Below are 26,061 nucleotides of genomic sequence, written 5' to 3' on the forward strand. Positions count from 1 at the left end.
AAACCGAAAGGTAAGGATATCTAGGAGCCGTGTGAGGCGAAAGTTTCATGCACGGTTCTGTTCGCGCAGCGTCGGCCTTAGCCGAAAGGAGAGGTGCCCCAGGTAATACTGGGCATCGACTCTAATCAAAGGTATGAAGTCCCGTTGCAAACCTAAACCCAATGAAAATGGCGGCTACGAACGCAATGGGCAATCGGCCAAAAGAGGATTAAACCGTGCAATATCTAATGCTGCTTGGGGCGAGCTAGTTAAAAAGGTTGAAGTTGTGGCTGCAAAGTCAGGCATTCCAGTAATTAAAATCAACCCAAAACATACGTCTCAGCGATGTCCAAAGTGTCACCACACTAGTGGGAGTAATCGAAAAAAAGAAAAATTCGTTTGCACTGAGTGTGGGTATCACGATGATGCTGATGTAAATGGTGCAGTAAACATTAAAATGCGAGGTCTTAAAAAACTGGGTATTGACCCTACCCAGCTACCTTCGGTTCGAGGGAAAGTTACGCCCACGGAGTTAACAGCCATTTAGGTTGTGCCTGGGAATCCCCATCCTCTTAGGATGGGGAGGTTCAAGAACAATAGTGCTAATTTATCACAACATTAAAAACTCTTTCGAGCTCTTTCCTACTCCCTGCTCCCTACTCCCTGCTCCCTATTCCCTATTCCCTACTCCCTATTCCCTATTCCCTGTTCCCTTTCTCCCAATCACTCAAACTGCCAAATCTTAATAGTATTATCTTGAGAACTACTAGCAATGGTAGCACCATCATGGCTAATAGCAACGGTAGTAACAGCGCTTAAATGATCCGTGAGAGTATAGAGCAATTCACCACTACCAGGATGCCATATTTTGACAGTCTTATCGGCACTACCACTAATTAACGTATTACCTTGAGGGCTAATGGCAATCGATTTAACAGCATTTCCATGTCCTGTCAGAGTAAGCAACGGTTTCTTTGGTATTTGTAAATACCGATCCCTCTTCAGCAACCAAATCTTAATCGTTTTATCAGCACTGCCACTAATTAAGATTTGACCACTAGGGCTAAAGGTGAGTGACTCTACCGATGCCGAATGTCCAGTAATCGTTGCGGTGAGCTTACCAGTTACTAAATTCCAAAGCTTAATGGTTTTGTCAGCACTACCACTAGCTAGCAGTTGTCCATCTTTACTAATAGCTACAGCATTAACTGTTCCTAAATGGCCAAAGAAAGTTGTCTGTAATGATGCCTTCTTCAGCATCCAAAGCTTAATGGTTTGATCAGCACTACCGCTAGCTAGAAGTTGCCCATTGTGACTAATTGCCAGACACTTTACCCAACCTGAATGTCCAGAAAGGGTATGAATTAAATTTCCCGTATACTCATGCCATAGTTTAATGGTATTATCCCAACTGCTACTAGCGATAATTTCTCCATCTGGACTAAAGCCAACTGCCTCAATCACATTTAAATGTCCTGAAAGTTTGGCGACAACTGTTTTAGCTTGCCAGTTAAAAAGCGTGATAGTTTTATCTGTACTACCACTAACTATAGTTTCTCCATTCGGGCTAAAGGCGATAGAATTAATTCCACTAGATTCTTCAGAAAAGGTATGTACACATTTCCAAGTAGGAGTCTCAAACTTAGGGGTAACTGTTGTAGATAAAGACGTTACTGGTATAGCAGCGAAATTCTCTGGTAAACCCAGTGATCCGAGTACTTGAGTAGCAGATTGGTAGCGTTGGTTTGGTAAATTCTCTACCATTTTGTTCAGAATGCGAATAAGCTGATCACTGACAGGTTGCCTGAGGTAATCGATCCAAACCCACTTCCCTTCTAGACTATTAAACATATCAAAGGGGTGAACGTTGGTAAGCAGATGAATACAGGTCACCCCTAAACTGTACAAATCGCTGGTTGCGATCGCTTTCCCCATCAACTGTTCCGAAGCCGTGTAAGCCGCAGAGCCAATCATAGTTCCCGTTCGTGCTAGCACAGATTTTGTAGTCAGCTTAGCAGCGCTGAAATCCACCAGAAACAGTTCGCTCCCCCTTCCCCCCCAAGAATAAAACCTCTTCCTGGTTTTTTGTGTTGGTAACTGGGACAAAGAGGACTCAGCAGGAGGGCGACGAATGATATTGTGGGGATTGATATCCCGATGAATTACCTGATGACTATGGATAAAGCGCAGCACTGGCAGCAATTCAATCAGGACTTGCCGAACCTGGTTTTCCCTAAACGTCCCTTCCGTTTCCAGTTCTGTGGCTAAGCTTTCCCCCTCGATATACTTGTGGACTAGAGCAGGTTCTCCTGCAATACCTAATTGATGATCCGCCTCAAAATAGGCCAGAAGTTCCGGAATCTGAGGATGTTGTCCCAGCACTTGCAGCCTAATAGCTTCTTGGCGGAAAGACTCAGCCGCTTTCTGAGCATTGTTCGTATCCTGCTGTTGTAACGATAACTGTTTGATGATACACTTAGCATTGCTATCATCCGCCTCATCCACCCCCAGAAACGTGCGCCCCATACCACCAATACTAATCAGCCTCAGAGCACGGAAGCGTCCGCCCAATCGTAATCTAGTTCCACAATAGGCACAAAACCTGGCCTGATCGGGATTTTGGGGATTTTGGCATTTAGGATTAAGACAGTAGCTCATGATATGGGGTGGTCAAGTCCAAGGGTTGGCAAGTTGACAAGTTAGCCAGTTGACAGATTAAAAGAAAGTTTTCCCCAATTGAACTCTCTACGCTTTGAAAAACGTAGAAACAAGCGCGGATGTCACTTCGCGGGTTGAAACCGCGCGAAGTGACGCTTCACGATAGGATCTAGAAAGAGAATCCAGTCTGTATCGTTGTGGCAGGTTCAAATCTGCCCTACTGACCTCGGCTAGGGGAAACCCTAGCTGTGTCACTACTTTCCGGAGGATGTTACAAGCTCCGTTGCAATCGGCATTTATCAATTCGCCTTTACCTGACCTATAAAGTCCACGCAAAACTCTCTGTCCGCTTGCTACCCACCCCTTAGGTTTCTCGCCAAGTACAGGTAGGAAGTCGCGATCTAAAAAGCTGGCTTTACTCGTATAACTTTCTTCGGTTTCAACAAATTTGATTCCGTACTCGACACACAGTTGCTCAATTCGATTCTTTAATTTAGCGGTAGGGATCTGTACAAACTGCTGATTATTCTTTTTGCCAATATTGATACTGTCTTTATTACGCTTGTTCCAGCCAAAGACTATTGTACTAATTTGGTTTCTTTGACACCAATTAATAATAAATCTAGCCACCTTGTTCACGTTGTCACGCATTTGCCGATTGCGCTTCTCGGTCAAAGAAGCCAATCGCTCATCCCAGTAGTCTTGAGATTTTCCTTTCTTGATCCCAGCTACACGTTTGTTGTACCACTGGTTTTGTGACTTAACTTTTTTGCCATCTATAATGAAAGACTTTCCCAAGTTAGAGACACAAGTTAGCCAGTTATTGAGACCTGGATCTATGCCTAAGACCTTATTTGTTGGCGTCACTGGTTCAGGATTTGGCCTTTCATATACAAACTCTAAATAAAAACAGCCATTCCTAGGGACAAAACGATATTCTTTAATTGAATTATGGTCTATATTAGATGGCATTGGTAGTAAGAAGTGATCAATACCAAACCAGACCTTAATCTGCTTTCCTAAAGTAAACTTGAGTTGGCCTTTTACTAACTTCACCCACCGAGCGGGATAACTAACTACAGCCAGACCTCCCTTCTTGCGGTACTTTGGGACTCTAGGTTTATCTGCCAACTGCCCTTTGTTATACAACTTCTTGAGGGCTTTGTAAGACTTGAAAGACTCAATAACTCCATGCAATGTCTGTTGAGCACAGGCTGATCTCATCGCTTTGAAGTGGACATTACTTTTCATTATTTTGTCCAATTCTGCGTTATTGAGATATTTGCCAGCCTTGAAAAACATTTGACGGCAATAATATATTCCGCAATTTGTTAATTTGTTAGCCTCTGAGCAGATAAATTCTATAACCGCTTGGTTTTCAGATGTCGTGCTTATTAAATGTTGTTGACAACCGTACATATTGCATCGACCTTTTGCTGTGTTAATATAATTATATACCCTGATAATCAAGGTGTCAAGCAAATGCCAGAAGAAACTAAGAAAAAAGTTGGAAGACCGAGTTTGCATGGTGTACGAAAGAAATCCTATAGTGTCATGACTACAGAAACGGCCTGGAATGGATTAAAGGAGATGGCTAAAGATTCTGGTTTAAGCCTTTCTGAGTTCCTGGAAACCCTAGGGAGGACAAAACAGCTTCCATGACACGATAGCCGTATGGGAATCCCGGTACGCTCCCCGGCCACCTAATTTATTGGGTGGCTAACTCTCGCTTGTTATTTCTCTGTTTTCCCCATTTGTAGTTGAAAGTGTTACCTATGTTTAAGTTTGACCCGGTGGTGCGTTACGGGGGGGCGATCTTTTGGCTGGCGTTGAGGCGGAAAATTACGGCGAGCCCCCCCTAACGCACCCTACGCCTTCAACCTTCAACCTTCAACAAACCAACCTTCAACCTTCAACAAACCAACCTTCAACCTTCAACAAACCAGATGAGGCACCCCTAACCCAAAGGCTTTTACACACTACCAAAGGTTGGGATTGGACTACCATTCTGACGATTGAAGCTCGGTAGGTCAACGCGGGTGATATTGCGGCTTCTGACCGCTAGTCGGTAACTGACACTCTGGAGTTCAGCGTGGAGTTGTCGGTTTTCTCGCTGTAACATGGTCACCTTCTCCTTAACTGGTGCCATCCGTTCCGAAAACTTCTGGTGATAAATTTTTGGTAGCTCTTGTACCACTTGTTCTAGCTGACGGGAGCGCTCGGTTAATTCTTCTACATTATCCCGCAATTGCTTAATTTCCGTGTCACGGGTGGCAATTTGCTGTTGATAAAATTCCACCTGCTGCTCCACATCGTGCAACTGTTCTCGCAAGACCACCATCTGAGCCTTATGGCGCTCAGATACCTCTTGGGGAGGTTTGAAATTAGCATTACCCTTCACCAACCGGAATAGTTCTTGAGACAGCTGCTGCACTAACTGGTCTCTAAGCTGCAACTCTTCCCGCAAGCGAGATACTTCCGTTTGCAGAGCTGATCTCGATAGGGTTTCAATCTGCCTCACCATGGCTTACCACTCCAAGTAAATATACAATTTCCAATAGTAGATGGCGACCGGGGGTGTCGATCACTGATCAAACAATATACTGTTGCAGCTAATGTACCATCCAAACCCAGCAATTGACCATTCAAAACTCTTGTAGGGTGGGCAAATGGACTCGAATCGCTGAGGATAAGGTCAGATGACATGTATTTGCCCACCCTACCCCGATTCCCTTTGCTATAAATTAGCTGTTGTAGGCTGGGCAAATGGACTCGAATCGGTGAGGATAAGGTCAGATGACATGTATTTGCCCACCCTACCCCTCTACTCCCGATTCCCGACTCCCGACTCCCGATTCCCTTTGCAGAGAAATTGTTGTTAATAATTGTTACTTATACGGTGCGAGAAAGTAATTCTAGGTTTAACCTGCTTTAGCATTTGTATATTAATGAAGGCCAAAGGATTCCCCAAAAAAAGTCTTTTGTAGGGTGGGCAAATCGACAGTATTCCTGATCTAATGGTCAGATTCACAGAATTTGCCCACCCTACGCCTTGTAGCAAATGCACAGGATAACGGTACTGATGGTCAGATTCACAGAATTTGCCCACCCTACCACTGATATTGTTTTCTTCAAGGGTACAGGGGATGTAAGCATTCAGCCGTCAGCTAATGCGCTACGCGATCGCAAAGCGAACAGCTATCAGGTGATGGGGGGATGGGTCAACGTTCGACGCCTGTTTACGGCACTGTAGGGATAGTGTAAAACGAGCAGGGATTTTCAACCAGCCGTACCAGCACCCCCTAGCTTGTTTACTACCTCCCATTGATTAGCTGACGGCTGACAGCTGATAGCAGAATACAAACCTAAGAAAAAGGAACTAGCTATGCGCACAACTCATACCTATAAACCGAAATATTCTCACTCTACCTCGTGGTCAGATGAACAAAAAAAGAAAGACTCCAGACGGAAAGGTTATCGAGAAATATTGGAAGCAGAGGAAAGGGAGTGGAACGCGGAAAACGCGGTCGGGGAATGGGGAAGTATGAGTGCTAATGTGATGCGCACCTTAGAATCAGGAGTAACCCAACCGGAAAGGGGACGGAGAGAGATGGGGCGGCAAGCCAAGTTTTCGTTTGGACAGCCTGGTGTAAGAAGCAGGCAAGGTGCGAATCACGGTGGGCATCAGGTAGTGCAGCCTAAAAGGATTATGGTGCAGCGGACAGCACAACCGTTGGCGGGGGATACGGTGATAACTGGCGAAAGCTTGAGGGCATCGAGGAGTGATAATCAAAACAAAACTGGCATGCCAGATCGCCTCAAAGCAGGCATTGAAAACCTCTCTGGCTACTCCATGGATGATGTGAGGGTGCATTACAACTCGGACAAACCGGCACAGTTGAATGCACTTGCCTATGCGCAGGGGACGGATATTCATGTGGGACCGGGGCAGGAGAAGCATTTGGCCCATGAGGCTTGGCATGTGGTGCAGCAGATGGAGGGGAGGGTGAGGCCAGGGAGGCAAAAGTTCGGGTTACAAATCAATGAGGAAACGGGGTTGGAGAAAGAAGCGGAGGAGATGGGAAAAAAGGCCTGGCAAAAGCTTGGGAGGAGAAAAGAGAAAACAAATGAGCAGAATTCAGAGAGAGAGGCGGTTGGTAATACAAAGAGAAAAAGGATTTTGTTAAAAGAGGAGCAGGTGACAACCAACAGGAACCACGTTCAAATTTACCCAAATCTAAAAATGTTCAGTAGGGTTGAAGACGAGTTAAGAGACAAGGAATTGTGTTCAACAACCAAACTAATCCAGAAAATGGTAAAAGATGAGAATGTAATGATAGAGGTCGATGAAGATTATAGTACCACGCGCGTTAAACAGGAGCTTACTGATGAATGGAAGGCAACATGTGAATCGATTGTGTTATACAAAAAATTTAAAGATTGTATGGTTTTGGATTTTGGCAAAGGTAATTGTCATGGATATGTGTTTTCAGGGGGTGCTGATCCGGATAGAACAAAGAGTGATCTAAAAGTAGATAACTTAGTATATCAGTACAATAATGTCCTAATTGATAGAGAGATAACAGTTTACATTAAACAAGGAAGAATAGACCACACAGCTATAGGGCACGGATCAGATGCATTACACAAAATAGCAAATGGTTTGAGCAATGGTTACGGCCCAGTAATTAAATGCGATACTAAGGAATACATGGAGGCGTGTAACTATGAAAAGATGTATGAGTTCCCGAAGGATATAGAAAGATACAGAAAGGATTTATTACGATGATGAAAGAGCGTACGCATGGGTATGGATGGATGCAATAAAGAGCGTACGCTCTTGTAGTGCGATCGCTCTTGTAGGGTGCGAAGCATGAAATGTAACGCACCATCAATATCCAAATTGAAACCAAACCATTCTCAAACAATACCAAGGTGCGTTACGGCTTCAACTATGGTAATCTCATATAATCTTCTCAACCAAACCGCCTAACGCACCCTACAAAATTACCAAATATTATTCATACTATATCCAAATTGAAACCCATTAAATTATACCATTCGAGCAAATAAAATTTAAGTGCGATCGCTCTTGTAGGGTGCGAAGCATGAAATGTAACGCACCATCTATCTGCAAATTGAAACCAAACCATTATTAACTAATACCACGGTAACTAATACCACGGTGCGTTACGGCTTAAAATTATGTAATATCATCTATTTTTATCAACGAATACTACGGTGCGTTACGGCTCAAAATCTTGTCATAACATCGTGTCTTATTACCAAACTGCCCTTAGCACCCTACAAAATCTCTACATACAAAATTTACAAATTATCTTCATTAGATATAGCAATTCCTTTATCATTTGTCAAATCCGTAAAATCTGGAATCGTTGCTGGGCAAGGGTTATAGCCTTCGCTTTGGCCAATATATTTCACGAAATCCCTACAAAATTAAAAAATTCTATTCATCCCAAATCCCCTGTGGTTTTTCTTTCCTTCCATCCTTTCCCCAATCCCTTGGATAAATTCCCTGAGCGATAAACCGATGAATACTGGAATACTTCCAATCTTGGGGATGTTTACATAACCGATGTCGAACCGGATTATCATGAATATAATCACAATGGTGAGCAAAATCCCGTTCATTACGGATTAAATGTTCCCAACAACGACGTTGCCAAAGATTGCTTTACCCTCGCTTGTGTCGTGACCAAGAAACTGCTCGATTAATCCCTAATTGTTGTCCATAATGTTTGGTAACATAAGTTTTAATTAATCGCAATCTCACCGAAAAATCCGGATCATCAGGGGGTAAAGTCCACAAACCATGAAAATGGTCTGGTAACAAAACAAATGCCTCAATGGAAAAAGGATATTTTTCCCTTACCTTAGCGATCGCTTCTCTGAGAGCCTTTTTGCCAATGTCACTACAGAGCCAAGGTACTCTTTGATAAGTGACTTGAGTGATAAAATATGTACCACCGGAAACATGAGGTCTTCTATAATTGGGCATTAGGATCTGCTATATGCTCACATTTATAGTATTCCCAGCTCTCGTAGGGTGCGAAGCATGAAATGTAACGCACCATCTGTATGGTGATCTTCGGTGCGTTACGCTACCGCACTTCACACCCAAGCTCGTGCGATCGCCTCTGTTGTTGCTTGTAATTTTGTGTTGATGCTAGCTTAACTCATTTTGGTGCGATCGCTCTTGTAGGGTGCGAAGCATGAAATGTAACGCACCATTGATATACAAATTGAAACCAAACCATTCTTAACCAATACCATGGTGCGTTACGGCTTCAACTATGGTAATTTCATCTAATCTTCTCAACCAAACCGCCTAGCGCACCCTACAAAATCCCAAAATTATATTCATACTATATCCAAATTGAAACCAAACCATTCTTAACCAATACCATGGTGCGTTACGGCTTCAACCCTTGGTTATATCATCTAATCTTCTCAAGCAAACCGCCTAACGCACCCTACAAAATTGAAAAATATTATTCATCCTATCTCCAAATTGAAACCAAACCATTCTTAAGCAATACCATGGTGCGTTACGGCTTCAACTATGGTTATATCATATAATCTTCTCAACCAAACCGCCTAACGCACCCTACAAAATCCCAAAATTATATTCATTCTATATCCAAATTGAAACCAAACTATCATTAACCAATACCACGGTGCGTTACGGCTTAAACGCTTGGTTATATCATCTAATCTTCTCAACCAAACCGCATAACGCACCCTACAAAATTGAAAAATATTATTCATCCTATCTCCAAATTGAAACCAAACCATTCTTAAGCAATACCATGGTGCGTTACGGCTTCAACTATGGTTATATCATCTAATCTTCTCAACCAAACCGCCTAACGCACCCTACAAAATTCCCAAATATTATTCATACTATATCCAAATTGAAATCAAACCATTCTTAACCAATACCATGGTGCGTTACGGCTTCAACCCTTGGTTATATCATCTAATCTTCTCAACCAAACCGCCTAACGCACCCTACAAAATTCCCAAATATTATTCATACTATATCCAAATTGAAATCAAACCATTCTTAACCAATACCATGGTGCGTTACGGCTTCAACCCTTGGTTATATCATCTAATCTTCTCAACCAAACCGCCTAACGCACCCTACAAAATTTCCAAATATTATTCATACTATATCCAAATTGAAATCAAACCATTCTTAACCAATACCATGGTGCGTTACGGCTTCAACCCTTGGTTATATCATCTAATCTTCTCAACCAAACCGCCTAACGCACCCTACAAAATTTCCAAATATTATTCATACTATATCCAAATTTAATCCTATTCAGTTATACCATTCGATCAAAAAAAAAATTAAGCATTATGCTGATAGCTGATAGCTTACCTTTCTTTCAATTACCCCTCAACAAAAAAAATTATAAAAACCCTTGACAACTTAAATTACAATCATTATGATTATATATATTAACCTAAAAACAATTATTCGACTATGCCTCAAAACTCTCAGCCAAATTCAAACAATAATTCAAACGGATTCGTTGTTCCGTACATTTTGAAGGGGTCTCGCCAGCAAATAACCCATACCGTGTATATCCTTAATGGCCTGGGCTACGCTCAACTTACTGACTGGGGTCCTCTTCAGCCGACGGGAAATCCAGGAGAATTTATTACAATTATGATGAGATATTGGATTTGGCGTTAAGACCTTAAATTTCTGGGGGGGTTTCCCCCCTGGACAAAGCATCCGATCAAAATCGGATAGGTGATAAAATTGAGTGCATAAGCGAAAATTCCTAGCCGTGGAAAGTATTTCTGCGGCTATTTTTTTTGGGGTTATTAAGTTGAAATTAGGTTGAAGGTTAGTTGGTTGAAGGTTAGTTAGTTGAAGGTTATCGCACTACGCATTCAGATCTTTGACATTCCTAAACTCCGAAACGTAAGTCATAGCAGACTTCTGACTTCTGACTTCTGACTTGCGCGTAGTGCGATCGCATAAGCGCGGAAGCTGAGGCCTTGGCCAAAAGGCCACGCTACGCGAATGGCCACGCTTTGCGTTCGCGTAGCGTCGGCTTTGCCGAAACGCTTCCGGAGCGTAGCGTGACCTACGGTCAATCGCTTTTGTAGGATGGGCAAAGGTCGATGATAACTCTACAAATGTTGAAAATACCATGACGCAGCCCACCCTACGGCTGACTAGCTGTTCCCGTAGCCCATTAGCTGATAGTCAGTAGGGTGGGCAAAGGTTGATGATAACTGATCAAATGATGAAACTCTCATGACGCAGCCCACTCTACGGCTAAATCTGCCGACTGAGTGCGTAAGCCGATCTTTTAGGTTGGGTTGAGGGGATGACTGATAAAGATAAAATAGAAAGAACCAGCAAATCATCTTGAAAGTATGCTCAAAACCTCAGCCTTTCAGCAAGCGATTGAAACCGTTGAAAAATTGTCCTTAGAAGAGCAAGAGATATTACTCGATACTCTTCTCAAACGATTCCATCTACAACGTAGAGCCATAATATCCCAAGAAATCCAAGAAATTCACCAAGAATTAGCAGAAGGAAAAGTAACATTTGGTTCAGTTGATCAATTCCTTGAAGAACTCGATCAACCATGAAAATAGCATGGACACCCCAATCCCTACGAGGTTTTAAACGAATAATTCGTAAAAGACCAGATTTTAGACCGCTAATTGAAAAAACCGTGCGTCAGTTAGCAGAAGATCCTTTTCATCCTAGCTTACATACCCACAAACTTAAAGGCGATTTATCCAATATCTGGTCATGTTCAATTGACTACAGCTACCGTATTTTATTTGAATTTATCGAAAATCCTGAAGATCAAGAAGAAGCTATTTTGTTGCTTAATTTAGGTACTCATGATGAAGTATATTAGCGAAGCCCTAGTCAGTAGGGTGGGCAAATATCGATGATAACTGTACTTTTGGAGAAACTATCTAGATTTGCCCACCCTACCCAACTGATAACTGAAAGCTGACAGCTGATAACTGAAAGCTGATAGCTAAATCTGCCGACGAAACGCTCTAATCGCTTCTCCCGCATCGGTTTCCGCCATCAAAACACAGCGTCTGAACCAATCAAGATCCAATTCACTCAGTCCAGGTAGCAAGCTACGCTCGATTGGGACATAACTACCATCAGTAAGATGATAAAGCTTTAGTAATCCATCTTCCCAAAACCAAACCTCTGGAACACCTAAAGCTTGATACCGTTCTAACTTACTGATGCCACCACTGCTAAAAACTACTTCAATGGACAAATCTGGAATCGGCTTAACACTACCGATGCAGTAAGACTCGTCAGCTTGGGCAGAGGCGACGCCTTCTTTTTCCTGAGTCATGGAACGAGTTGGCTGAAAGAAAATACCCTTTTCCGTCAGAAAGGTTGTGATTAAGTAACCGATGATACTGGCAAAAATTTCGTGTTCCCGTCCTGGCATCAGAATCTCGATTATCCCATCATAGTAGAACAGCCGTACTCCAGGAGAACCATCAAATCCCTTCTGGATGAACTTAAACTGTTCCCAGGTGCCATCATGGACAATGCGTTGATCGGTGGTTTGGTCGAGTAGTGGGGGCATCCCTCTCACCTCGGGCTATTCTTACCAGCAATTGTGGCACAGGGTTGGCAAGCCAGATCAACCTGTTGACGGAAAAAGGGATTCTATGGGCTACTGTGCTAGAAAAAAGAAGACATAGAGTCACACTAGTCACCAGAAACTAGTAACCATAATGAACTATTCCCATATCAGAATTCTTGGCTTACTTCTGACATCTCTGATAGTTGCGATTTGGATTAGTGCGATCGCTATTTTCTCGATCCAAAATATCACGGAAGTATCCGTGAAGTTTTTAGTCTTCGAGTCAATTGATCTGCCAATCGGTGTTGTCTTGGCTGTTAGCGTTGGTATTGGTCTTCTTGGGGGAGCGATCGCACCTCTAGTGTGGCAGCTTTTGGGGCAATCCTGGAAATTCCGAGACTCTGAGGATGACCTATATTACGATGACTAGACGTGGAGAATCTATTCGTAGTCGATCCGGTCATAAAGTCTATCATCATATTGATGAGACATAAACTCAGAGCGCCGTCTCGCTGGTAGGGAAGGAGGAACACTAGAGTAGGGGTGTTGGACCACATAAGTTGTACGAGGAGGACGCTGTGGTCGTGAGAGCAACGCTAACCCCCCAATCACAACGGCACCACCACCAATGGTTACGGCCATACCGCCAAGTCCCCAAAGTATGCCTGACATCAGGGTATTTGCCGTTTGATTAGTGGTTTTACGATTAGGGATTAGTTGCTCAGGAGCCCTGATCACACTGGCATCAACCTGAGCAGTTAGATTGTCTAGCAGTAACTGCTGATTGTGAAGTTGGGCTTTGAGCTGTTCAGTTTCAGCTCGTTGTTGCTCAACCATAGCTTTGAGCTGCTCAGTGTCCCGCCGCTGCTGTTCAACATTGAGCATATTATTTAAATTATTATTTAAATTATTTAAGTTCGGTGAAGCTAGAGCCTGGTTTGGCTGTTGATCTGTGTAAGGGGAATTATAGGGATTGTTAGGGGAAATTTGGAAGGGTTGGGAAGAGGGAAGGTTATTCGCCACCATATTGCCTCCTCCTTTGAGGAGAAACAAAGCTGCCATACCGGCAAAGGCAGCCCCCGTCAGGAATGCCATACCATCACTCATTAATATTGCCTCTCAACTGGAACCGAATTACAACGAATTGCCACTACTGCTAAGGTCGCATATTTTTTAGCTTACGGCAAAAGAAGCCCCTGACATTTTAACGCGCAGCATAATAAGTGTGGGATTAATTTTTCACAGGGTATGCATGGAATTGCTATAATATATGTACTGGTAAACAAAGCCGTTCGCGTAGCGTGGCCTACGGCCTTAAATGCTGGTTTGTCAGGACAACAGTCTTAAAAAAAACACCAAGAAAACAGAGCGGCAGCGATGCAGCGCGGTCTTGGGGGTTTCCCCCACTCGCTATTGCATCAAGAGAGGGCAGTCCGTTCTTAAAGCCCAGCGCCTCCTAAGCAATAGCCGGATTGGCGCTTGTTGCCTACACTGAACCTGAAAGGTCAGTTTAGGAGCTGTCACTTAATTTCACCCTTAACGTTGGGCAATAAGCCCTGTGCCCATAGTTTTGGGGAATTTTGGTGTAACAATTGCAACCATACCCTAAATTGAACAAGATGAGTGACCCATTCCCCCACCACGAGAACGCAGGTGGGGGTCTGAGAACTGCCTATTGTGGTATAATTGGTTTAGCTTGAGCGGTACGGTAAAGGACAGAACAAGATTCTGAGCAACCTAGAGGCACGACCTCTCAACGCCAGGGAAAACAAACCTGTAAATCCTGTGTAGTCGGTTTATATACGTCAGACTCTAGGTAAAATTTTCTAATACAAGCCCCATAGCGGAAACGACTTGGGGGAGAAGTCCAGCAAAAGTCCTGGCTTTTCGGCGCGAATGCCGCCTGTCGCGAGGGATAAACCCTTGTAATCAAGACGGACACCCCCACCTCCCGTAGCAGTTGGGGGGAGCATTCATAACTAGATTGCGGCCAATGTCTACCCTAGCTCATTTTCAAAATTTTGCGATTTCTCGATCAACTTTCCCTAATTGCTATGGATAATGGTGTGGGCAAATCCTTTCAGCCCCCTAGGGTAACCTGAAGATAGTCTTACCCAGTAAGGAATTGAGTGACATGAGGGGTAAAACCCTTTAGCCGATTATCAATGGTTTCATAGCATCTTCGATAGATGTTAATAACAAGTTACCAAACCTTGACATTTGAGTTGGGAGTCGGGAATCGGGAGTCGGGAGTCGGGAGTCGGAACCCACCCCTAACCCCTCCCAGGAGGGGTTAGGGAATCGGGAATCGGGAGTCGGGAGCGGTGCGACCTGTAGCGAATTTAATTCGCCACGGGTCGCACCTGTAGAATGGGCATCTTGGTGGAACTGGCATCTTGGTGGAATGGGCATCTTGCGTGGAACTGGCATCTTGTGTAGAACTGGCATCTTGTGTAGAACTGGCATCTTGCCAGTTTCCTCCTTATTTTCGGGCGGGCAGGATGCCCACTCTATATTTTCGGGCGGGCAGGATGCCCACTCTATATTTTCGGGCGGGCAGGATGCCCACTCTATATTTTCGGGCGGGCAGGATGCCCACTCTACTCCTATTCATTCAAAGACTGACGCAACGCCAATAAAACTACCTACTCGCCCCTTTGTCAAAAACCTACCCTTGTAAGCTACTCCCTATTCCCGACTCCCGACTCCCGACTCCCGATTCCCTACTCCCTACTCCCTACTCCCTACTCCCTACTCCCTTTCCTATTGCTGTATTTGCCGAAGGACTTCCCTAATCACATCAGTTGGCACCTGATCTGTCAAGGTTACTTCACCAATCTTGGTAGGCAAAACAAATCTTACCTTACCCTCTTTTACTTTCTTATCAGTTTGCAGGGCATCAATAATCGCATCAATATCTAGCCCACTGGGTAACTTAGTAGGTAGTCCAGCTTTTGCGATTAAAGCATCCTGGCGTTCGGCATCTTCTGGCTGCCACATCTGGAGTGCCACGGCAATCTGGCCTGCGGCTACCATTCCAATCCCTACCGCTTCCCCATGATTCACTAACTTGTAGCCAGTTAAGCTTTCTACGGCATGACCAATGGTGTGACCATAGTTCAAAATTGCTCTGATCCCAGCTTCTTTCTCATCCTGACTAACCACATCTGCTTTAGCTTGGCAAGACCGAGAGAGAATTGTTTCTAATAAATCCTTTTTCAGGTAACGCAATTGGTCAAGTCGCTTCGATTCCTCTAGTTTCACAAATAGCTCTTCATCCCAGATAATCCCATACTTAATAACTTCTGCCATCCCTGCTCGCAATTCTCTGGCTGGCAATGTTTTTAATACCGAGGGGTCAATTAAGACAAATCGTGGTTGATGGAAGGCACCGATCAAGTTTTTGCCCTTGGGATGATTCACCCCGGTCTTGCCACCAACTGAAGCATCAACCATGGCCAACAGAGATGTGGGAACCTGAACGAAATTAATTCCCCTTAGCCAAGTGGCAGCAGCAAATCCTGTCATATCCCCAATTACTCCACCGCCCAATGCCACTAGAGTCGAGGAGCGTTCTAGGCGGTTTTCTAGGGCAACATCATAGATCTTTTGGATAGATTTGACAGTTTTGTATCGTTCACCAGCAGGCAGGGTAAGGCTGGATACCTGATATCCCACTAACTCCAAAGCTGCGATCGCTCTTTTCCCATATCTTCGGAAAATCGCTGGATTAGATACCACTAAAACTTTTTTGCCCAACTGTAGACGGCTCATCCAAACCCCAATATCATCTAAGCCACCTGTGGTCATCTTGCCATCAGGAAGGTGTTGTGCGATCGCAATATCATAGGAATGTTGTGGTAGAGCAACGGGAATAACTAACTTCATGAGGGAAAGCCTTTTTCCTGGTGAACTATGGCGCTGTATATATCTACTAAAAATAAAGATGTAGATGTAGATATATATATTAGAGGGGTTAAAGGCCACCCCTCTACAGATCCAGCCTTGAAAGTCCAGCCTAGAAGGAAATTTGGCATCACTCCTTAGCACTAGCAAACCCCAACTGGTTGCAGCAGCCTTTTTTGGACATTACCAGATAATACCTTGACCTGACCGTGGTCATCCACATCAACAACTGCTGTATCCCCCTCTTGAATCTGACCAGATAGCATGGCTTCGGCTAAGCTATCTTCTAACAGACTCATAATTGCCCGTCGTAGAGGTCTAGCACCATAGCTCGGTTCGTAGCCTGCTGTGACTAAGTGGTCTTTGAAAGCCTCTGTGACTTCGAGGGTAATTCCTTTCTCTTGTATAGAGCTAGAGATTTCCTGGAGCAGGATGTCAGCAATTTCCTTAACTTCATTCTTCTTGAGCTGACGGAAGACAATTATCTCGTCAAGGCGGTTGAGGAACTCAGGACGGAAATAGTCTTTGAGATTTTCATTGACCTGAGTGCGGATCTGGTTGTACCTAGATTCATCTTGGTTATTTGATGACTCAAAGCCAAAAGCACTACCTCCTTTTTCAATCACTTTAGAACCAATGTTGGAGGTCATGATTAATATTGTGTTCTTGAAATCTACAGTACGACCTTTAGCATCGGTTAAGCGACCATCATCTAACAGTTGCAACAGTACATTGAAAACGTCAGGGTGAGCTTTCTCGATTTCGTCAAATAGTACCACCGAGTAGGGCTGGCGTCGGACAGCTTCGGTAAGTTGACCACCTTCGTCGTAACCCACAAACCCTGGAGGAGAACCAATCAGCTTGGAAACAGTGTGGGGTTCCATATATTCCGACATGTCAAGGCGAATCATCTTGTCTTCTGACCCAAACAGGTAGGAAGCCAAGGATTTAGCCAGTTCTGTCTTACCAACTCCAGTCGGACCAGAGAAGATAAAGCTAGCAATCGGTCGATTAGGATCCTTTAATCCAACTCTTGCCCGACGAATTGCCCGAGACACAGCAGTAACAGCTTCGTCTTGACCAATGATCCGCTCGTGCAAAGTTTCTTCCAAGTGCAGTAGCAGAGCTGATTCAGATTCCGTCAGTTTATTGACCGGTATCCCAGTCCAAGACGCTACAATCTGAGCAATGTCTTCTTGATCCACAATCGGAATAGTTGGAGATGGGGATAACTTACCTTCAATTCCCTCACTCTCCCACTCTGATTCTGCTCTAGCCCTTGAAGAAGGCTTTGAGTGCATCAAATGAACCCGACTCCCAGCTTCGTCAATCAGGTCAATGGCTTTGTCGGGTAAATAACGGTCGGAGATATAGCGGTCTGACAATTGAGCTGCAGCCAGTAACGCTTGCTCGGAAATCTGGACTTTGTGATACTCCTCGTAGGTTGAGCGCAAACCATGGAGTATGTCAATGGTATCCTCTACAGAAGGTTCCGAAACCATGACTGGCTGGAAACGACGTTCTAGTGCTGCGTCTTTCTCAATATACTTCCGGTATTCATCCAGAGTAGTAGCTCCCAAGCACTGGAGTTGACCTCTAGCGAGAGCAGGCTTAAGCAAATTAGCCGCATCCATACCCCCTTCTAAGGATCCAGCACCGACTAAGGTGTGAATTTCGTCAATGACTAGGATAATATTCCCGGATTGCTGGACTTCAGAGACAATCTGCTTGAGCCGTTCTTCAAAGTCTCCCCGGAAGCGAGTACCAGAAACCAATAAAGCCATATCTAGGCTAATCACTTGTTTGTCTGCCAACAGGTCTGGAACATCTTGAGATAGAATCCGTTGGGCTAGACCTTCTGCGATCGCAGTTTTCCCAACTCCAGGTTCCCCTAGTAAGATCGGGTTATTCTTGCTACGACGACCTAAAATCTGGACCACCCGCTCGATTTCCTGCTGACGACCAACCACCGGATCCAGTTTTCCCTCTGCAGCTAACTTGGTCAGATTAGTTCCAAATTCTTCTAAGGTAGCTTTCTGGTTTTGAGTATTCCCTATAAACGAGGAACCTTGTCCCTTAGCAGTCGTTGCTGCTGTTAATTCTGCTATCGTACTAATGACATGGGTGCGTAATTCTGTTAGGTCTACACCCAGGTTTACCAATACTTGAGTCGCAACGCTGTTCCTGTCTTTAATGATAGCTAGCAACAAATGTTCAGTATCGATGTAGTTGTGTCCAAGTTGCTTAGCTTCCTGGAAAGATTGCTGGAAAACTTCTTTGGCTTTGGGGGTGAAAGGGAGTTCTGAGCTAAACATTCTCGAACCCCGACCCACAGTGTTTTCAACCGAGTAGCGAGTATCTTCGAGGGTAACACCAAAATCCCTGAGCACTCTGGCTGCCACAGCTGTTCCTTGTGCAATCAAACCCAACAGCAGTTGCTCAGTTCCTACGAGGCTGTGTCCCAAGCGACGGGTTTCCTCCTGAGCGAGCATGATGGATTTGATCGCTTTATCTGTAAAATGTTCAAACATCCCCGGTTCACCTTACCGAATTTAAGCAGTGGGTGAGACATCACCCTGGTGTAAAGTTTTATGTACTTTACTTCCATCAATGTACCCATCTGTGCTTAAATTCAGCAGTCGGTAGAACCGTAATCTTGAGGAGTGGTTGCCGCCTAACGCATTTTGGTAAAGCTTTCAGTCTTATCCAAAAACATCTCGGTGAAAATACTCATCACTGTTCGCTTACGCACCTGGATATTGGCACTGATAGACATACCCGATTGCAATGGCACTTCTTTGCCATAAGCTTTAATGTACTGTTGATCCAATTTAATTTTGGCAGGGAAAGTATAGTCTTGACGCAATTCCGCAGGATCCGGTGGTAGGGCATCAGAACCAATAGATAGTACCTCCCCTTTGACATCACCAAACTCACTAAAGGGAAAAGAGTCAACTCTGACTTCGGTTTTCATACCTGCTTCCACAAACCCGATGTCTCGGTTGGTCAGATATACCTTAGCAATCAGAGAGCTACCGGGAACAATTTTGAGCACTGGCTCACTGGTATTGGCAACAAAACCAGGAGTTGAGGGTTGCAAATCAAAAACTGTTCCATCAACAGGAGCTCGTAGTTCTTGATAGCTTAGGGTTAGTTGAGCCTGCTGCAACTGGCTATCAATTTCAGCCATCTGTTTATTGTTATCAACAATGCGTTGATTTAATTGACTGATAATGCTAGCTATTTGGGTGTTTATGCTATCAATCCTTTCTTTATTTTGGGCCATCAAATCAGCCAGTTCTCGTTGAGAAGACGCAATGGTATTGAGTAGACTCGCTCTGACCCCAGCAATTTCTTTTTGCAAGCGTTGTTCTTCTTCAATCCTAGCGTTTACCTCAGTTTGGCGATTTTTGACCTCATTTTGCTGCCTCAAGAACTGAATCTTAGAAAAGCCCCCCTGTTCAAACAGGGGCCTGAGGTCTGTCAGAATACCCTGCTCAACTGTTAGGATGTCTCTGCCATTGGCAAGTTGAATCTGATTCTGTTTCAGCTGTTCCTGTAGGGAGCCAATTCTACTCTCAAGTTCAGCAATCCGAGCGTCAAGTGCAGCAGTACCATATTGTAAACGAATTCGTTGTTCAGGGTTAAGATTAGCCCTAGAAGAACCTCCACTAAGTTGAGCGCGATAAAGTCCAATTTCTGACAGTAGCGTGTTTCGACTAGCGATCAGAGAAGGCAGTTGTGAGGACAGTTGTATATCCATACCTGGTGGTGGTACAGGTGGATAATTAGGATTACTAATTGCAGCTTGATAAAACTGGTTTTCTCTGATTAAGGTAGCGCGACGTTTATTGAGAGACGTGAGTTGAGCCTGAGTAGCTTTGGGCTCAAAGGAAAGGAGCAAATCCCCTTCTTTAACCCGCTGTCCTTCCTTAATATGAATTTTTGTTACCACTCCACCCACAGGAGCTTGGACTTCTTTAACCGCACCTTGTGGCTCTAGCTTGCCCCGGGCGGGAACGGCATAGTCAATTTTGGCAAAGTAAGCCCACACCATACCAAAAGTTGTTAGACTCAACAGTGCCCAGAGAATGGCATGAGACCAATGGGAGGATTGTTCTAGAATAACTGGCTGGTCGAATTCGATGTGACTATTAGAAGCACGATGTCTATCTCGGGTGTCTTGAGGAACTGTGGTTTTGCTAATAGTACCGACAGCACCTATGTTGATTTTTGGATTTGGTTTGGAACGATTGCCATTACCATTGCCATTACCATTGCCATTACCATTGCCATTATATTGGCTCATCGTTATTAGCTCCTGCTATTCGTTAATACTTGGGAAAGTATGAAGTATGAAGTATGAAGTATGAAGTCTAAAGAATGAAGTATGAAGTCTAAAGAATGAAGGATAAAAGATAAAGAACGAAGGATAAAATCTAAATAACGAATAATGTACTAATTATCTGGTTTACTAATTAAATATTTAGTAACTAATAATCACCTCACTCATTGCTCATTTTAATCCCTTACTTTAGGGGGAGTTAGCCAAAACTTCTTTCTTTCAATTGATAGCCTCTGTACAACCAACTCCCCGACCACTAGTATTTTTTTATCCTTGAGCCTAGTCTATCCGACACCAAGGGTTAAACCAAATAGCAACTGCCAAGACAATACACACTTCATAATTCTTCATACTTAATCCTTCACCCAATATTGCTTCATGCTTCACCCTTCATAGCTACATTTGAGCATCTTGTTGCATGTAGAGGCAATAGTAACGACCTTTCTGAGCCATCAGTTCATCATGAGTACCTTGCTCTACTATTGAACCCCGATCCATCATCAAAATGATATCAGCGTTGCGAATGGTTCCTAGGCGGTGGGTAATGAACAATACCGTGCTTTGTTGAAAAGCTTCCGCTAGATTTAAACACACTTGCCGCTCGGTGTCATAATCGAGGGCGCTGGTGGCTTCATCTAATATCATTAACTGGGGTGATTGCAAAATCGTTCTGGCGATCGCAATACGCTGTCGTTGTCCCCCGGAAAGACCTGAACCCCTTTCGCCAACGCTGCTATTGTAACCCAAAGGCAATTCCATGATAAAATCGTGGGCCACTGCTATCTTTGCTGCCTGAATAATTTCATCACTGTCTGCATCAGGATTGGTCAGAGCAATATTCTCTTGAACGCTTCCCTCAAACAAGAGGGTTTCCTGAGGCACAATCCCAATCTGACGCCGCAGGGAATAGAGTTCGACTTTCGAGATATCGTAACCATCCACAATGATGCGACCGGACTCTGGAGCATAGAGTCTAGCCAAAAGTTTGGTCATGGTACTCTTACCGGAACCACTTTGACCCACAATCCCTACAAATGAACCGGCTGGAATCTCCACATTAATGTTATTTAGTTGCATTGGTCCACTCTTGGCAAAGCGAAAGGAGAGATTTTCATAGCGAATGTCTCCCCTGACAGAGGGCAAGGGGATATTACCCTGGTCTGCTTCAGTCACTTCTTGGGGTGTATCGACAATGTCACTAAGGCGTTCGAGGGATAGGGCTGTAGACTGGAAGTTTTGCCAAAGTTGGGCTAAACGCAGCAAGGGACTGGTAACGTAGCCCCCAATAATCCGAAAAGCAATCAAGCCCCCTAAGCTTAATTCTCCATTTAGTACTAGATAGACCCCTACCCACAGCACAAGTAAACCAGAGAGTTTGTTCAAGAAGGTGCTCATAGAACTAGCAGCGGTAGAGGTTAGCACATTCTTGAAGCCTTCACTAACATAGCGCCCATATTTCTCTTGCCATTTCCAACGCGATCGCAATTCAATATTCTGGGCTTTAACGGTGGAAATGCCAGATAACACCTCCACTAGATAGGATTGGGTTTGAGCATTCCGTTCTGCTTTAGTGCGTAGCTGTTGCCGGACAATTGGGGAAACGATCAGGGTCAGGAGCATGAACAAAGGAATCACTGACAAAGTCACCAGGGTCAGCACCCAACTAAACATGAACATGACCACGATGTAGATTACAGAAAAGACTGAATCTAACACCACGGTTAGGGCTGTCCCGGTCAAAAACTGGCGGATATTTTCTAGCTCATTGATGCGAGTGGACAACTCCCCAACGGGTCGTTTCTCGAAATAGTTTAAGGGTAAGCGCAACAGGTGGTCGATAATCTCGGAACCGAGAGCCATATCGATACGGTTGGTCGTATCTACAAACAGGTAGGTACGGAGGGTGATTAAAACCCCCTCAAAAACCGACACCACCAACAGTAAAATTCCCAGTACTTGCAAGGTATCGGTACTGTTTTGGGAGATCACTTTGTCAATCAGTACCCGGATAATCAAGGGATAGGCTAGACCCAACAGTTGGACAAAGAAAGAAGCAATTAAAACTTCCGTCAATACCTTGCGGTAACGAACGATAGAAGGCCAAAACCAACTCAGACCAAACCGCTGGGTAGGGGTGTCTTTGGTAGGTTTTAACAGAAGTACTTGCCCGCCTTCTCCCCAGTTTTCTTCAAAATCCTTGGGTTTAAGCTTTTGAATTCCCAGCTGTGGCACCGCCAGCACTATTTGCCGTTCACTGGCTTCATAGAGAATAGCTAAGCTATCGTGCCACAACAGCATCGCTGGGGTCGGTAAACGTTTGATAGCGTGAGCTGGTATTGTTGCGAGTTGGGCAGTTAATCCCATCAGTTCTGCCACTGCACCACAGTGCTGAAGGGAGATTTGACCGGTGCGAGCATGCTGGTTTTTTAGCACCTTCCGTATACTATCTTTGCGGAAAGGCATTTTAAAGTACTTACTCAGCATTTGGAAACAAGCCAAGGATTCCTGCACCGCTCCTTTACCCCGTATAAAGGGGAATTTTGTAGGAGTAGTCTGCTCAGGGTAAATCGTCTCGGGAGCCTGATCCGGTCGGTCTGGAGCCTGGGGAATATCGTCTTGTATACTGGGAATTGTATCGGTAGGCTCAGCCAGGGTTTCCGAGTCAGTGGCGGTTTGCTCAGAGAAAATAGCTTCTGGAATTCCCACCAAGCGCGTTGCGCCATGACCATTGACCTGTAAGCTAGACAATGCTTCTGAACTCAGACAAGACCCTACTGGTAAATTGGCGGCTGCTCCCCCACTCACAAACCATACTCGATTGGGGTCGAGTTGGCTCGACATTTGCTTGCCCCGAGGTAGGTTATAAACTAAAGCGTCTGACCAGGCATACATGGCAAGTGCTTTGAGGTCAGTCTCTGCCTCAGCCCGACGCCCCAACTCTGTTCCCAAAAGATCAAAGATTTCCACTAGACCACAACGGGCTTTGAAGGCATCTGAGAAAGATTTTTCTGTATCTAGCAGCCCTAAGAAGTCAGCCGCATTGATGGTGACACAAACGGCTTCCACCGATGCGATCGCAGTTTCACACGGTACTCCCCTGACCAAACTTACCCAGCCAATAATCGCTCCTGGTTGTAGTAATTTGAGGGTTGTGGGGGTTTGACGGCGTTGGTCATAGCCAATCAGACGGGCTTTACCTTGGAATAGAATCGAGACTTGGCCTGGCATTTTATCCCTGACCACAATTGTCTGACCCATGCGGTAGCGCAACAGTTGGCAACTAGTGGACAGTTTTTGCAGTGCCGCCCTTGACAATTTATTGAACGGAGAAATACCAGCTAGAAACTCTTGAATTGTTGTTGTATAGGTCATTGAGCCTCTTAGGATTTGAGATTAGTTAGCTTTAGGGTGAGATTAGTTAGCTTAATTAAATTTGATAACAGCTTCTCATGGGGTATTTATTAGGATATGCTAGGCATAGTAGGTATGTCTTTTATGTAAAGACTCTGTAACGCACCCATTGACTTGCTTAGCGCTTCTTTCATCAAGAAATGTAACTAGTTGGCTATGCTATGATGGGAACAGGCAAAGTCTATTGAGACTAGCCTTAAACAACAAAAATTTACCAGATCGCCATAGACTACTGATCATTTAGCCACGGCACAGTTTCAGGATTACCATATCTGCAAGCTAGACGGGTTTTCTGGAATCTTCTCCATCTGGCGCGAGATGATCAAACTATTAGCCAAATCCCGCCTATCTTCCCCCAAATCCGGAATCAAAGCCCTCTCTTTAGTTTCTTAAGTTTTGTTTCATAAGAGAGTAAAGTTGTTAATCTAGCGCTGCTAATTGCTGATTCAGTTGCTCACTTAGCCAGGTGCTGAAACATTCATTCAGCAGTCGCTGGCGCATCGAATCATCTAACTGCGCTGGCATAAACTTCTCCAAACGCACGATTAACAGCCATTCTCCCAAGCGTGTCGGTGGGAACAGTTGTCCGGGTTGGCTCAGGCGAAGCATTTGGGCTAAGGCGGGGTGAGGTACGCTCAGTTCCACCGGACCGATTAATCCCCCAGTCTGAGCTTCTGGTCCTTGGGAATATTCCCTGGCTAGGTCAGCAAAAGACTCTTCTCCTTCTTGAATCCGGAAATAGATTTCTTGGGCTACCCCTGGGTCTTTAGTCCGAATCAGGGAATAAATCACCCGGTCTAATTTTCCCTTCCGTTCCAGAAAATAAGATTCAAGTTTGTGACTCCAGGTGTCTTGTTTGTATTTCTCAATCAGAATACTTCGTACCGCTAGGGCTTCTAATTGAGCTGGATTCATACCACGCTGCTTTAGCCAAGCCTGTTTAGCCGTCTCGTCAATGAGCTGATTTTTTTCCAAGAACTGCTGATAGGCTTGAGCCTTCTCCTCTGGTGTGCAGCTTGCGGTAGCCACTGCCTCGTCAATGATAATCTCACGGATTAACGGTGGCAGCAATTGGTAACCAGCTAGCAGGGGAACAATTTCTTCTGCACTAATAACGCGATCGCCTATTCGTAAAACTGTAGTTGTCCCCATAAGAAATGTTGTGCTATGTGGTAGCGCTAGGTGGATAGGATGGAGATCTTACCCACAGTATATTATAATTCCTAATTTTCAAGCTTCAACAGTACAGTTTTTCCACATTCACGAAAATAGGGTATTGGTAATAGCTAATTGGTAATGGTTACTGGGTAACTGACTACTGATACCACACTACTTGATATCATTGCTTAGTTCAGTAAGGCCATTGATTGTGCCAAGCCCCAAGCAGCTTTTGGTTATTGGTTGAGGGTCAGATCTAAGCTTCTGGGCTGACGGCTAATAGCTGATAGCTGACTACTCGCCACTTGGTATCACTATATATTAAGTTTTCAAAAGATTTGGTAAAGCGAGAAAGTTCTGCTCATTGGACCATTAATAATAACACGAGGAGCACAAGCCCTAGAGCACGGAGCTATTACAAGGCTATTACAAGTTGCGGAGATTGATTTTACGTTGGTCACTGATTAGCATAATAAGTATTATTTCCTAATAACATAACTCTGATTATAGAGCATGTGTAACTTTGTATGACGGTCTTTGGTAATTAGTCTAAGTTAAGAGATTGTCATGCCGTTGGGATAGGCGTGAAGCGAAACTATTGCAGAATATAAATCTGACCTGGCGTTCTGTCATGATTAGAATTACTGAGCAACCAAAACTCGCTCCTTGTCGCTCTAGTTCATTGGTCCGTTGTCTGTAGTCCATTGTTCGCGGGTCTCCCCATTAGCTAGCTCTGTGTTTTACTAGTTCCCTCACACTTTTGTTTGTGTTTGTTCAACTGACTTCTAACCCCTAAAACCCCAATAGCTAGTAACCCCAATACAGAGGTTGGTTCTGGAACTGAGGTAGGATCAGTTGGTTGTGGAACGGAGGGGGGATCAGTTGGTTTTGGAACGGAGGGGGGATCAGTTGGTTTTGGAACGGAGGGGGGATCAGTTGGTTTTGGAACGGAGGGGGGATCAGTTGGTTTTGGAACTA

At 44.4% G+C, this 26,061-nt stretch carries 25 protein-coding genes; 11 read left to right on the plus strand and 14 right to left on the minus strand.

Features of this window, described 5'->3' with window-relative positions:
* Window positions 1-133 precede the first annotated feature (133 nt).
* A complete protein-coding gene (locus tag F6K51_RS26095) occupies window positions 134-526 on the plus strand; it encodes a transposase (RefSeq protein WP_293025608.1) in 393 nt (130 codons plus the stop codon).
* A 52-nt stretch (window positions 527-578) separates the two neighbouring features.
* The gene (locus F6K51_RS26100) at window positions 579-725 is read left to right on the plus strand and encodes a hypothetical protein (RefSeq protein WP_293025610.1); all 147 of its coding nucleotides are present in this window, start codon (window positions 579-581) and stop codon (window positions 723-725) included.
* On the opposite strand, the gene F6K51_RS26105 is transcribed toward F6K51_RS26100, so the two are convergent.
* Window positions 703-2,637, minus strand: coding sequence for a WD40 repeat domain-containing serine/threonine-protein kinase (locus F6K51_RS26105; RefSeq protein WP_293025612.1), 1,935 nt, complete (start codon window positions 2,635-2,637; stop codon window positions 703-705). The two genes, F6K51_RS26100 and F6K51_RS26105, sit on opposite strands and share 23 nt — an antisense overlap.
* A gap of 87 nt (window positions 2,638-2,724) precedes the next feature.
* A complete protein-coding gene (locus F6K51_RS26110) occupies window positions 2,725-4,119 on the minus strand; it encodes a transposase (protein WP_293025614.1) in 1,395 nt (464 codons plus the stop codon).
* On the opposite strand from F6K51_RS26110, the gene F6K51_RS26115 reads away from it, so the two are divergent.
* Window positions 4,120-4,299, plus strand: a complete 180-nt coding sequence (locus F6K51_RS26115) for a hypothetical protein (RefSeq protein WP_008183384.1) — start codon at window positions 4,120-4,122, stop codon at window positions 4,297-4,299.
* A 310-nt stretch (window positions 4,300-4,609) separates the two neighbouring features.
* Here F6K51_RS26115 and F6K51_RS26120 read toward each other — a convergent pair whose 3' ends face one another.
* Complete coding sequence (locus F6K51_RS26120) at window positions 4,610-5,161, minus strand: Npun_F5560 family protein (protein ID WP_293025617.1); 552 nt, start codon at window positions 5,159-5,161, stop codon at window positions 4,610-4,612.
* Window positions 5,162-5,336: 175 nt separating this feature from the next.
* On the opposite strand from F6K51_RS26120, the gene F6K51_RS26125 reads away from it, so the two are divergent.
* From F6K51_RS26125 to F6K51_RS26135, 3 genes are all read left to right on the plus strand, one after another.
* Complete coding sequence (locus F6K51_RS26125; protein ID WP_293025619.1) at window positions 5,337-5,519, plus strand: hypothetical protein; 183 nt, start codon at window positions 5,337-5,339, stop codon at window positions 5,517-5,519.
* 200 nt (window positions 5,520-5,719) lie between these two features.
* Window positions 5,720-5,890 (plus strand): hypothetical protein, encoded by a 171-nt coding sequence (locus F6K51_RS26130; RefSeq protein WP_293025621.1) that lies wholly within the window; start codon window positions 5,720-5,722, stop codon window positions 5,888-5,890.
* A 234-nt stretch (window positions 5,891-6,124) separates the two neighbouring features.
* The gene (locus F6K51_RS26135) at window positions 6,125-7,426 is read left to right on the plus strand and encodes a DUF4157 domain-containing protein (protein ID WP_293025623.1); all 1,302 of its coding nucleotides are present in this window, start codon (window positions 6,125-6,127) and stop codon (window positions 7,424-7,426) included.
* 906 nt (window positions 7,427-8,332) lie between these two features.
* Here F6K51_RS26135 and F6K51_RS26140 read toward each other — a convergent pair.
* Together F6K51_RS26140 and F6K51_RS26145 are read right to left on the minus strand one after the other, a co-directional pair.
* Window positions 8,333-8,656, minus strand: coding sequence for a transposase (locus F6K51_RS26140; RefSeq protein WP_293025625.1), 324 nt, complete (start codon window positions 8,654-8,656; stop codon window positions 8,333-8,335).
* A gap of 1,905 nt (window positions 8,657-10,561) precedes the next feature.
* On the minus strand, window positions 10,562-10,834 hold the full coding sequence (locus tag F6K51_RS26145) for a hypothetical protein (protein WP_293025627.1): 273 nt from the start codon (window positions 10,832-10,834) through the stop codon (window positions 10,562-10,564).
* A 227-nt stretch (window positions 10,835-11,061) separates the two neighbouring features.
* Between F6K51_RS26145 and F6K51_RS26150 the strand changes: the two genes are divergently transcribed.
* Window positions 11,062-11,280, plus strand: a complete 219-nt coding sequence (locus tag F6K51_RS26150; protein WP_293025629.1) for a hypothetical protein — start codon at window positions 11,062-11,064, stop codon at window positions 11,278-11,280.
* Window positions 11,277-11,558, plus strand: a complete 282-nt coding sequence (locus tag F6K51_RS26155; protein ID WP_293025631.1) for a type II toxin-antitoxin system mRNA interferase toxin, RelE/StbE family — start codon at window positions 11,277-11,279, stop codon at window positions 11,556-11,558. Before F6K51_RS26150 ends, F6K51_RS26155 begins: the two co-directional genes overlap by 4 nt.
* Before the next feature lie 126 nt (window positions 11,559-11,684).
* Here the strand turns inward: F6K51_RS26155 and F6K51_RS26160 are convergent, their stop codons facing one another.
* Window positions 11,685-12,263: a Uma2 family endonuclease gene (locus F6K51_RS26160; protein ID WP_293025633.1), complete on the minus strand. Its 579-nt coding sequence runs from the start codon at window positions 12,261-12,263 to the stop codon at window positions 11,685-11,687.
* A 151-nt stretch (window positions 12,264-12,414) separates the two neighbouring features.
* Between F6K51_RS26160 and F6K51_RS26165 the strand changes: the two genes are divergently transcribed.
* The gene (locus F6K51_RS26165) at window positions 12,415-12,693 is read left to right on the plus strand and encodes a LapA family protein (RefSeq protein ID WP_293025635.1); all 279 of its coding nucleotides are present in this window, start codon (window positions 12,415-12,417) and stop codon (window positions 12,691-12,693) included.
* Between the two features lie 11 nt (window positions 12,694-12,704).
* On the opposite strand, the gene F6K51_RS26170 is transcribed toward F6K51_RS26165, so the two are convergent.
* Complete coding sequence (locus F6K51_RS26170) at window positions 12,705-13,370, minus strand: hypothetical protein (RefSeq protein WP_293025637.1); 666 nt, start codon at window positions 13,368-13,370, stop codon at window positions 12,705-12,707.
* A 1,044-nt stretch (window positions 13,371-14,414) separates the two neighbouring features.
* A complete protein-coding gene (locus tag F6K51_RS26175; RefSeq protein ID WP_293025639.1) occupies window positions 14,415-14,675 on the minus strand; it encodes a hypothetical protein in 261 nt (86 codons plus the stop codon).
* On the opposite strand from F6K51_RS26175, the gene F6K51_RS26180 reads away from it, so the two are divergent.
* Both F6K51_RS26180 and F6K51_RS26185 read left to right on the plus strand, forming a co-directional pair.
* Window positions 14,660-14,902: a hypothetical protein gene (locus tag F6K51_RS26180; protein WP_293025641.1), complete on the plus strand. Its 243-nt coding sequence runs from the start codon at window positions 14,660-14,662 to the stop codon at window positions 14,900-14,902. The two genes, F6K51_RS26175 and F6K51_RS26180, sit on opposite strands and share 16 nt — an antisense overlap.
* Before the next feature lie 18 nt (window positions 14,903-14,920).
* A complete protein-coding gene (locus F6K51_RS26185; protein ID WP_293025643.1) occupies window positions 14,921-15,058 on the plus strand; it encodes a hypothetical protein in 138 nt (45 codons plus the stop codon).
* On the opposite strand, the gene aroB is transcribed toward F6K51_RS26185, so the two are convergent.
* From aroB to F6K51_RS38570, 6 genes are all read right to left on the minus strand, one after another.
* Window positions 15,027-16,151, minus strand: coding sequence for a 3-dehydroquinate synthase (aroB, locus tag F6K51_RS26190; protein WP_293025644.1), 1,125 nt, complete (start codon window positions 16,149-16,151; stop codon window positions 15,027-15,029). The genes F6K51_RS26185 and aroB overlap by 32 nt on opposite strands.
* A gap of 161 nt (window positions 16,152-16,312) precedes the next feature.
* On the minus strand, window positions 16,313-18,700 hold the full coding sequence (locus tag F6K51_RS26195; protein WP_293025646.1) for an ATP-dependent Clp protease ATP-binding subunit: 2,388 nt from the start codon (window positions 18,698-18,700) through the stop codon (window positions 16,313-16,315).
* Between the two features lie 143 nt (window positions 18,701-18,843).
* On the minus strand, window positions 18,844-20,478 hold the full coding sequence (locus F6K51_RS26200; RefSeq protein WP_293025648.1) for an HlyD family efflux transporter periplasmic adaptor subunit: 1,635 nt from the start codon (window positions 20,476-20,478) through the stop codon (window positions 18,844-18,846).
* Window positions 20,479-20,910: 432 nt separating this feature from the next.
* Entirely contained in the window at window positions 20,911-23,886 is a 2,976-nt protein-coding gene (locus F6K51_RS26205) for a peptidase domain-containing ABC transporter (RefSeq protein ID WP_293025650.1), read from the minus strand.
* Between the two features lie 459 nt (window positions 23,887-24,345).
* Window positions 24,346-25,077: a peptidylprolyl isomerase gene (locus F6K51_RS26210; protein WP_293025652.1), complete on the minus strand. Its 732-nt coding sequence runs from the start codon at window positions 25,075-25,077 to the stop codon at window positions 24,346-24,348.
* A 733-nt stretch (window positions 25,078-25,810) separates the two neighbouring features.
* On the minus strand, window positions 25,811-26,061 hold a 251-nt coding region (locus F6K51_RS38570; protein WP_365940208.1), incomplete at its 5' end, for a PEP-CTERM sorting domain-containing protein.

The organism is Moorena sp. SIO3I8 (assembly GCF_010692325.1).
Lineage (GTDB): Bacteria > Cyanobacteriota > Cyanobacteriia > Cyanobacteriales > Coleofasciculaceae > Moorena.

What these genes read in the sequence shown, in the direction of transcription:
- F6K51_RS26095 (WP_293025608.1), top strand. Translation starts at nt 134, where the DNA reads ATGAAGTCCCGTTGCAAACCTAAACCCAATGAAAATGGCGGCTACGAA.
- F6K51_RS26105 (WP_293025612.1), bottom strand. Translation starts at nt 2,637, where the DNA reads ATGAGCTACTGTCTTAATCCTAAATGCCAAAATCCCCAAAATCCCGAT.
- F6K51_RS26115 (WP_008183384.1), top strand. Translation starts at nt 4,120, where the DNA reads ATGCCAGAAGAAACTAAGAAAAAAGTTGGAAGACCGAGTTTGCATGGT.
- F6K51_RS26120 (WP_293025617.1), bottom strand. Translation starts at nt 5,161, where the DNA reads ATGGTGAGGCAGATTGAAACCCTATCGAGATCAGCTCTGCAAACGGAA.
- F6K51_RS26125 (WP_293025619.1), top strand. Translation starts at nt 5,337, where the DNA reads ATGACATGTATTTGCCCACCCTACCCCGATTCCCTTTGCTATAAATTA.
- F6K51_RS26130 (WP_293025621.1), top strand. Translation starts at nt 5,720, where the DNA reads ATGGTCAGATTCACAGAATTTGCCCACCCTACCACTGATATTGTTTTC.
- F6K51_RS26140 (WP_293025625.1), bottom strand. Translation starts at nt 8,656, where the DNA reads ATGCCCAATTATAGAAGACCTCATGTTTCCGGTGGTACATATTTTATC.
- F6K51_RS26145 (WP_293025627.1), bottom strand. Translation starts at nt 10,834, where the DNA reads ATGGTATTTTCAACATTTGTAGAGTTATCATCGACCTTTGCCCATCCT.
- F6K51_RS26150 (WP_293025629.1), top strand. Translation starts at nt 11,062, where the DNA reads ATGCTCAAAACCTCAGCCTTTCAGCAAGCGATTGAAACCGTTGAAAAA.
- F6K51_RS26155 (WP_293025631.1), top strand. Translation starts at nt 11,277, where the DNA reads ATGAAAATAGCATGGACACCCCAATCCCTACGAGGTTTTAAACGAATA.
- F6K51_RS26160 (WP_293025633.1), bottom strand. Translation starts at nt 12,263, where the DNA reads ATGCCCCCACTACTCGACCAAACCACCGATCAACGCATTGTCCATGAT.
- F6K51_RS26165 (WP_293025635.1), top strand. Translation starts at nt 12,415, where the DNA reads ATGAACTATTCCCATATCAGAATTCTTGGCTTACTTCTGACATCTCTG.
- F6K51_RS26170 (WP_293025637.1), bottom strand. Translation starts at nt 13,370, where the DNA reads ATGAGTGATGGTATGGCATTCCTGACGGGGGCTGCCTTTGCCGGTATG.
- F6K51_RS26175 (WP_293025639.1), bottom strand. Translation starts at nt 14,675, where the DNA reads ATGCCCATTCCACCAAGATGCCAGTTCCACCAAGATGCCCATTCTACA.
- aroB (WP_293025644.1), bottom strand. Translation starts at nt 16,151, where the DNA reads ATGAAGTTAGTTATTCCCGTTGCTCTACCACAACATTCCTATGATATT.
- F6K51_RS26195 (WP_293025646.1), bottom strand. Translation starts at nt 18,700, where the DNA reads ATGTTTGAACATTTTACAGATAAAGCGATCAAATCCATCATGCTCGCT.
- F6K51_RS26200 (WP_293025648.1), bottom strand. Translation starts at nt 20,478, where the DNA reads ATGAGCCAATATAATGGCAATGGTAATGGCAATGGTAATGGCAATGGT.
- F6K51_RS26205 (WP_293025650.1), bottom strand. Translation starts at nt 23,886, where the DNA reads ATGACCTATACAACAACAATTCAAGAGTTTCTAGCTGGTATTTCTCCG.
- F6K51_RS26210 (WP_293025652.1), bottom strand. Translation starts at nt 25,077, where the DNA reads ATGGGGACAACTACAGTTTTACGAATAGGCGATCGCGTTATTAGTGCA.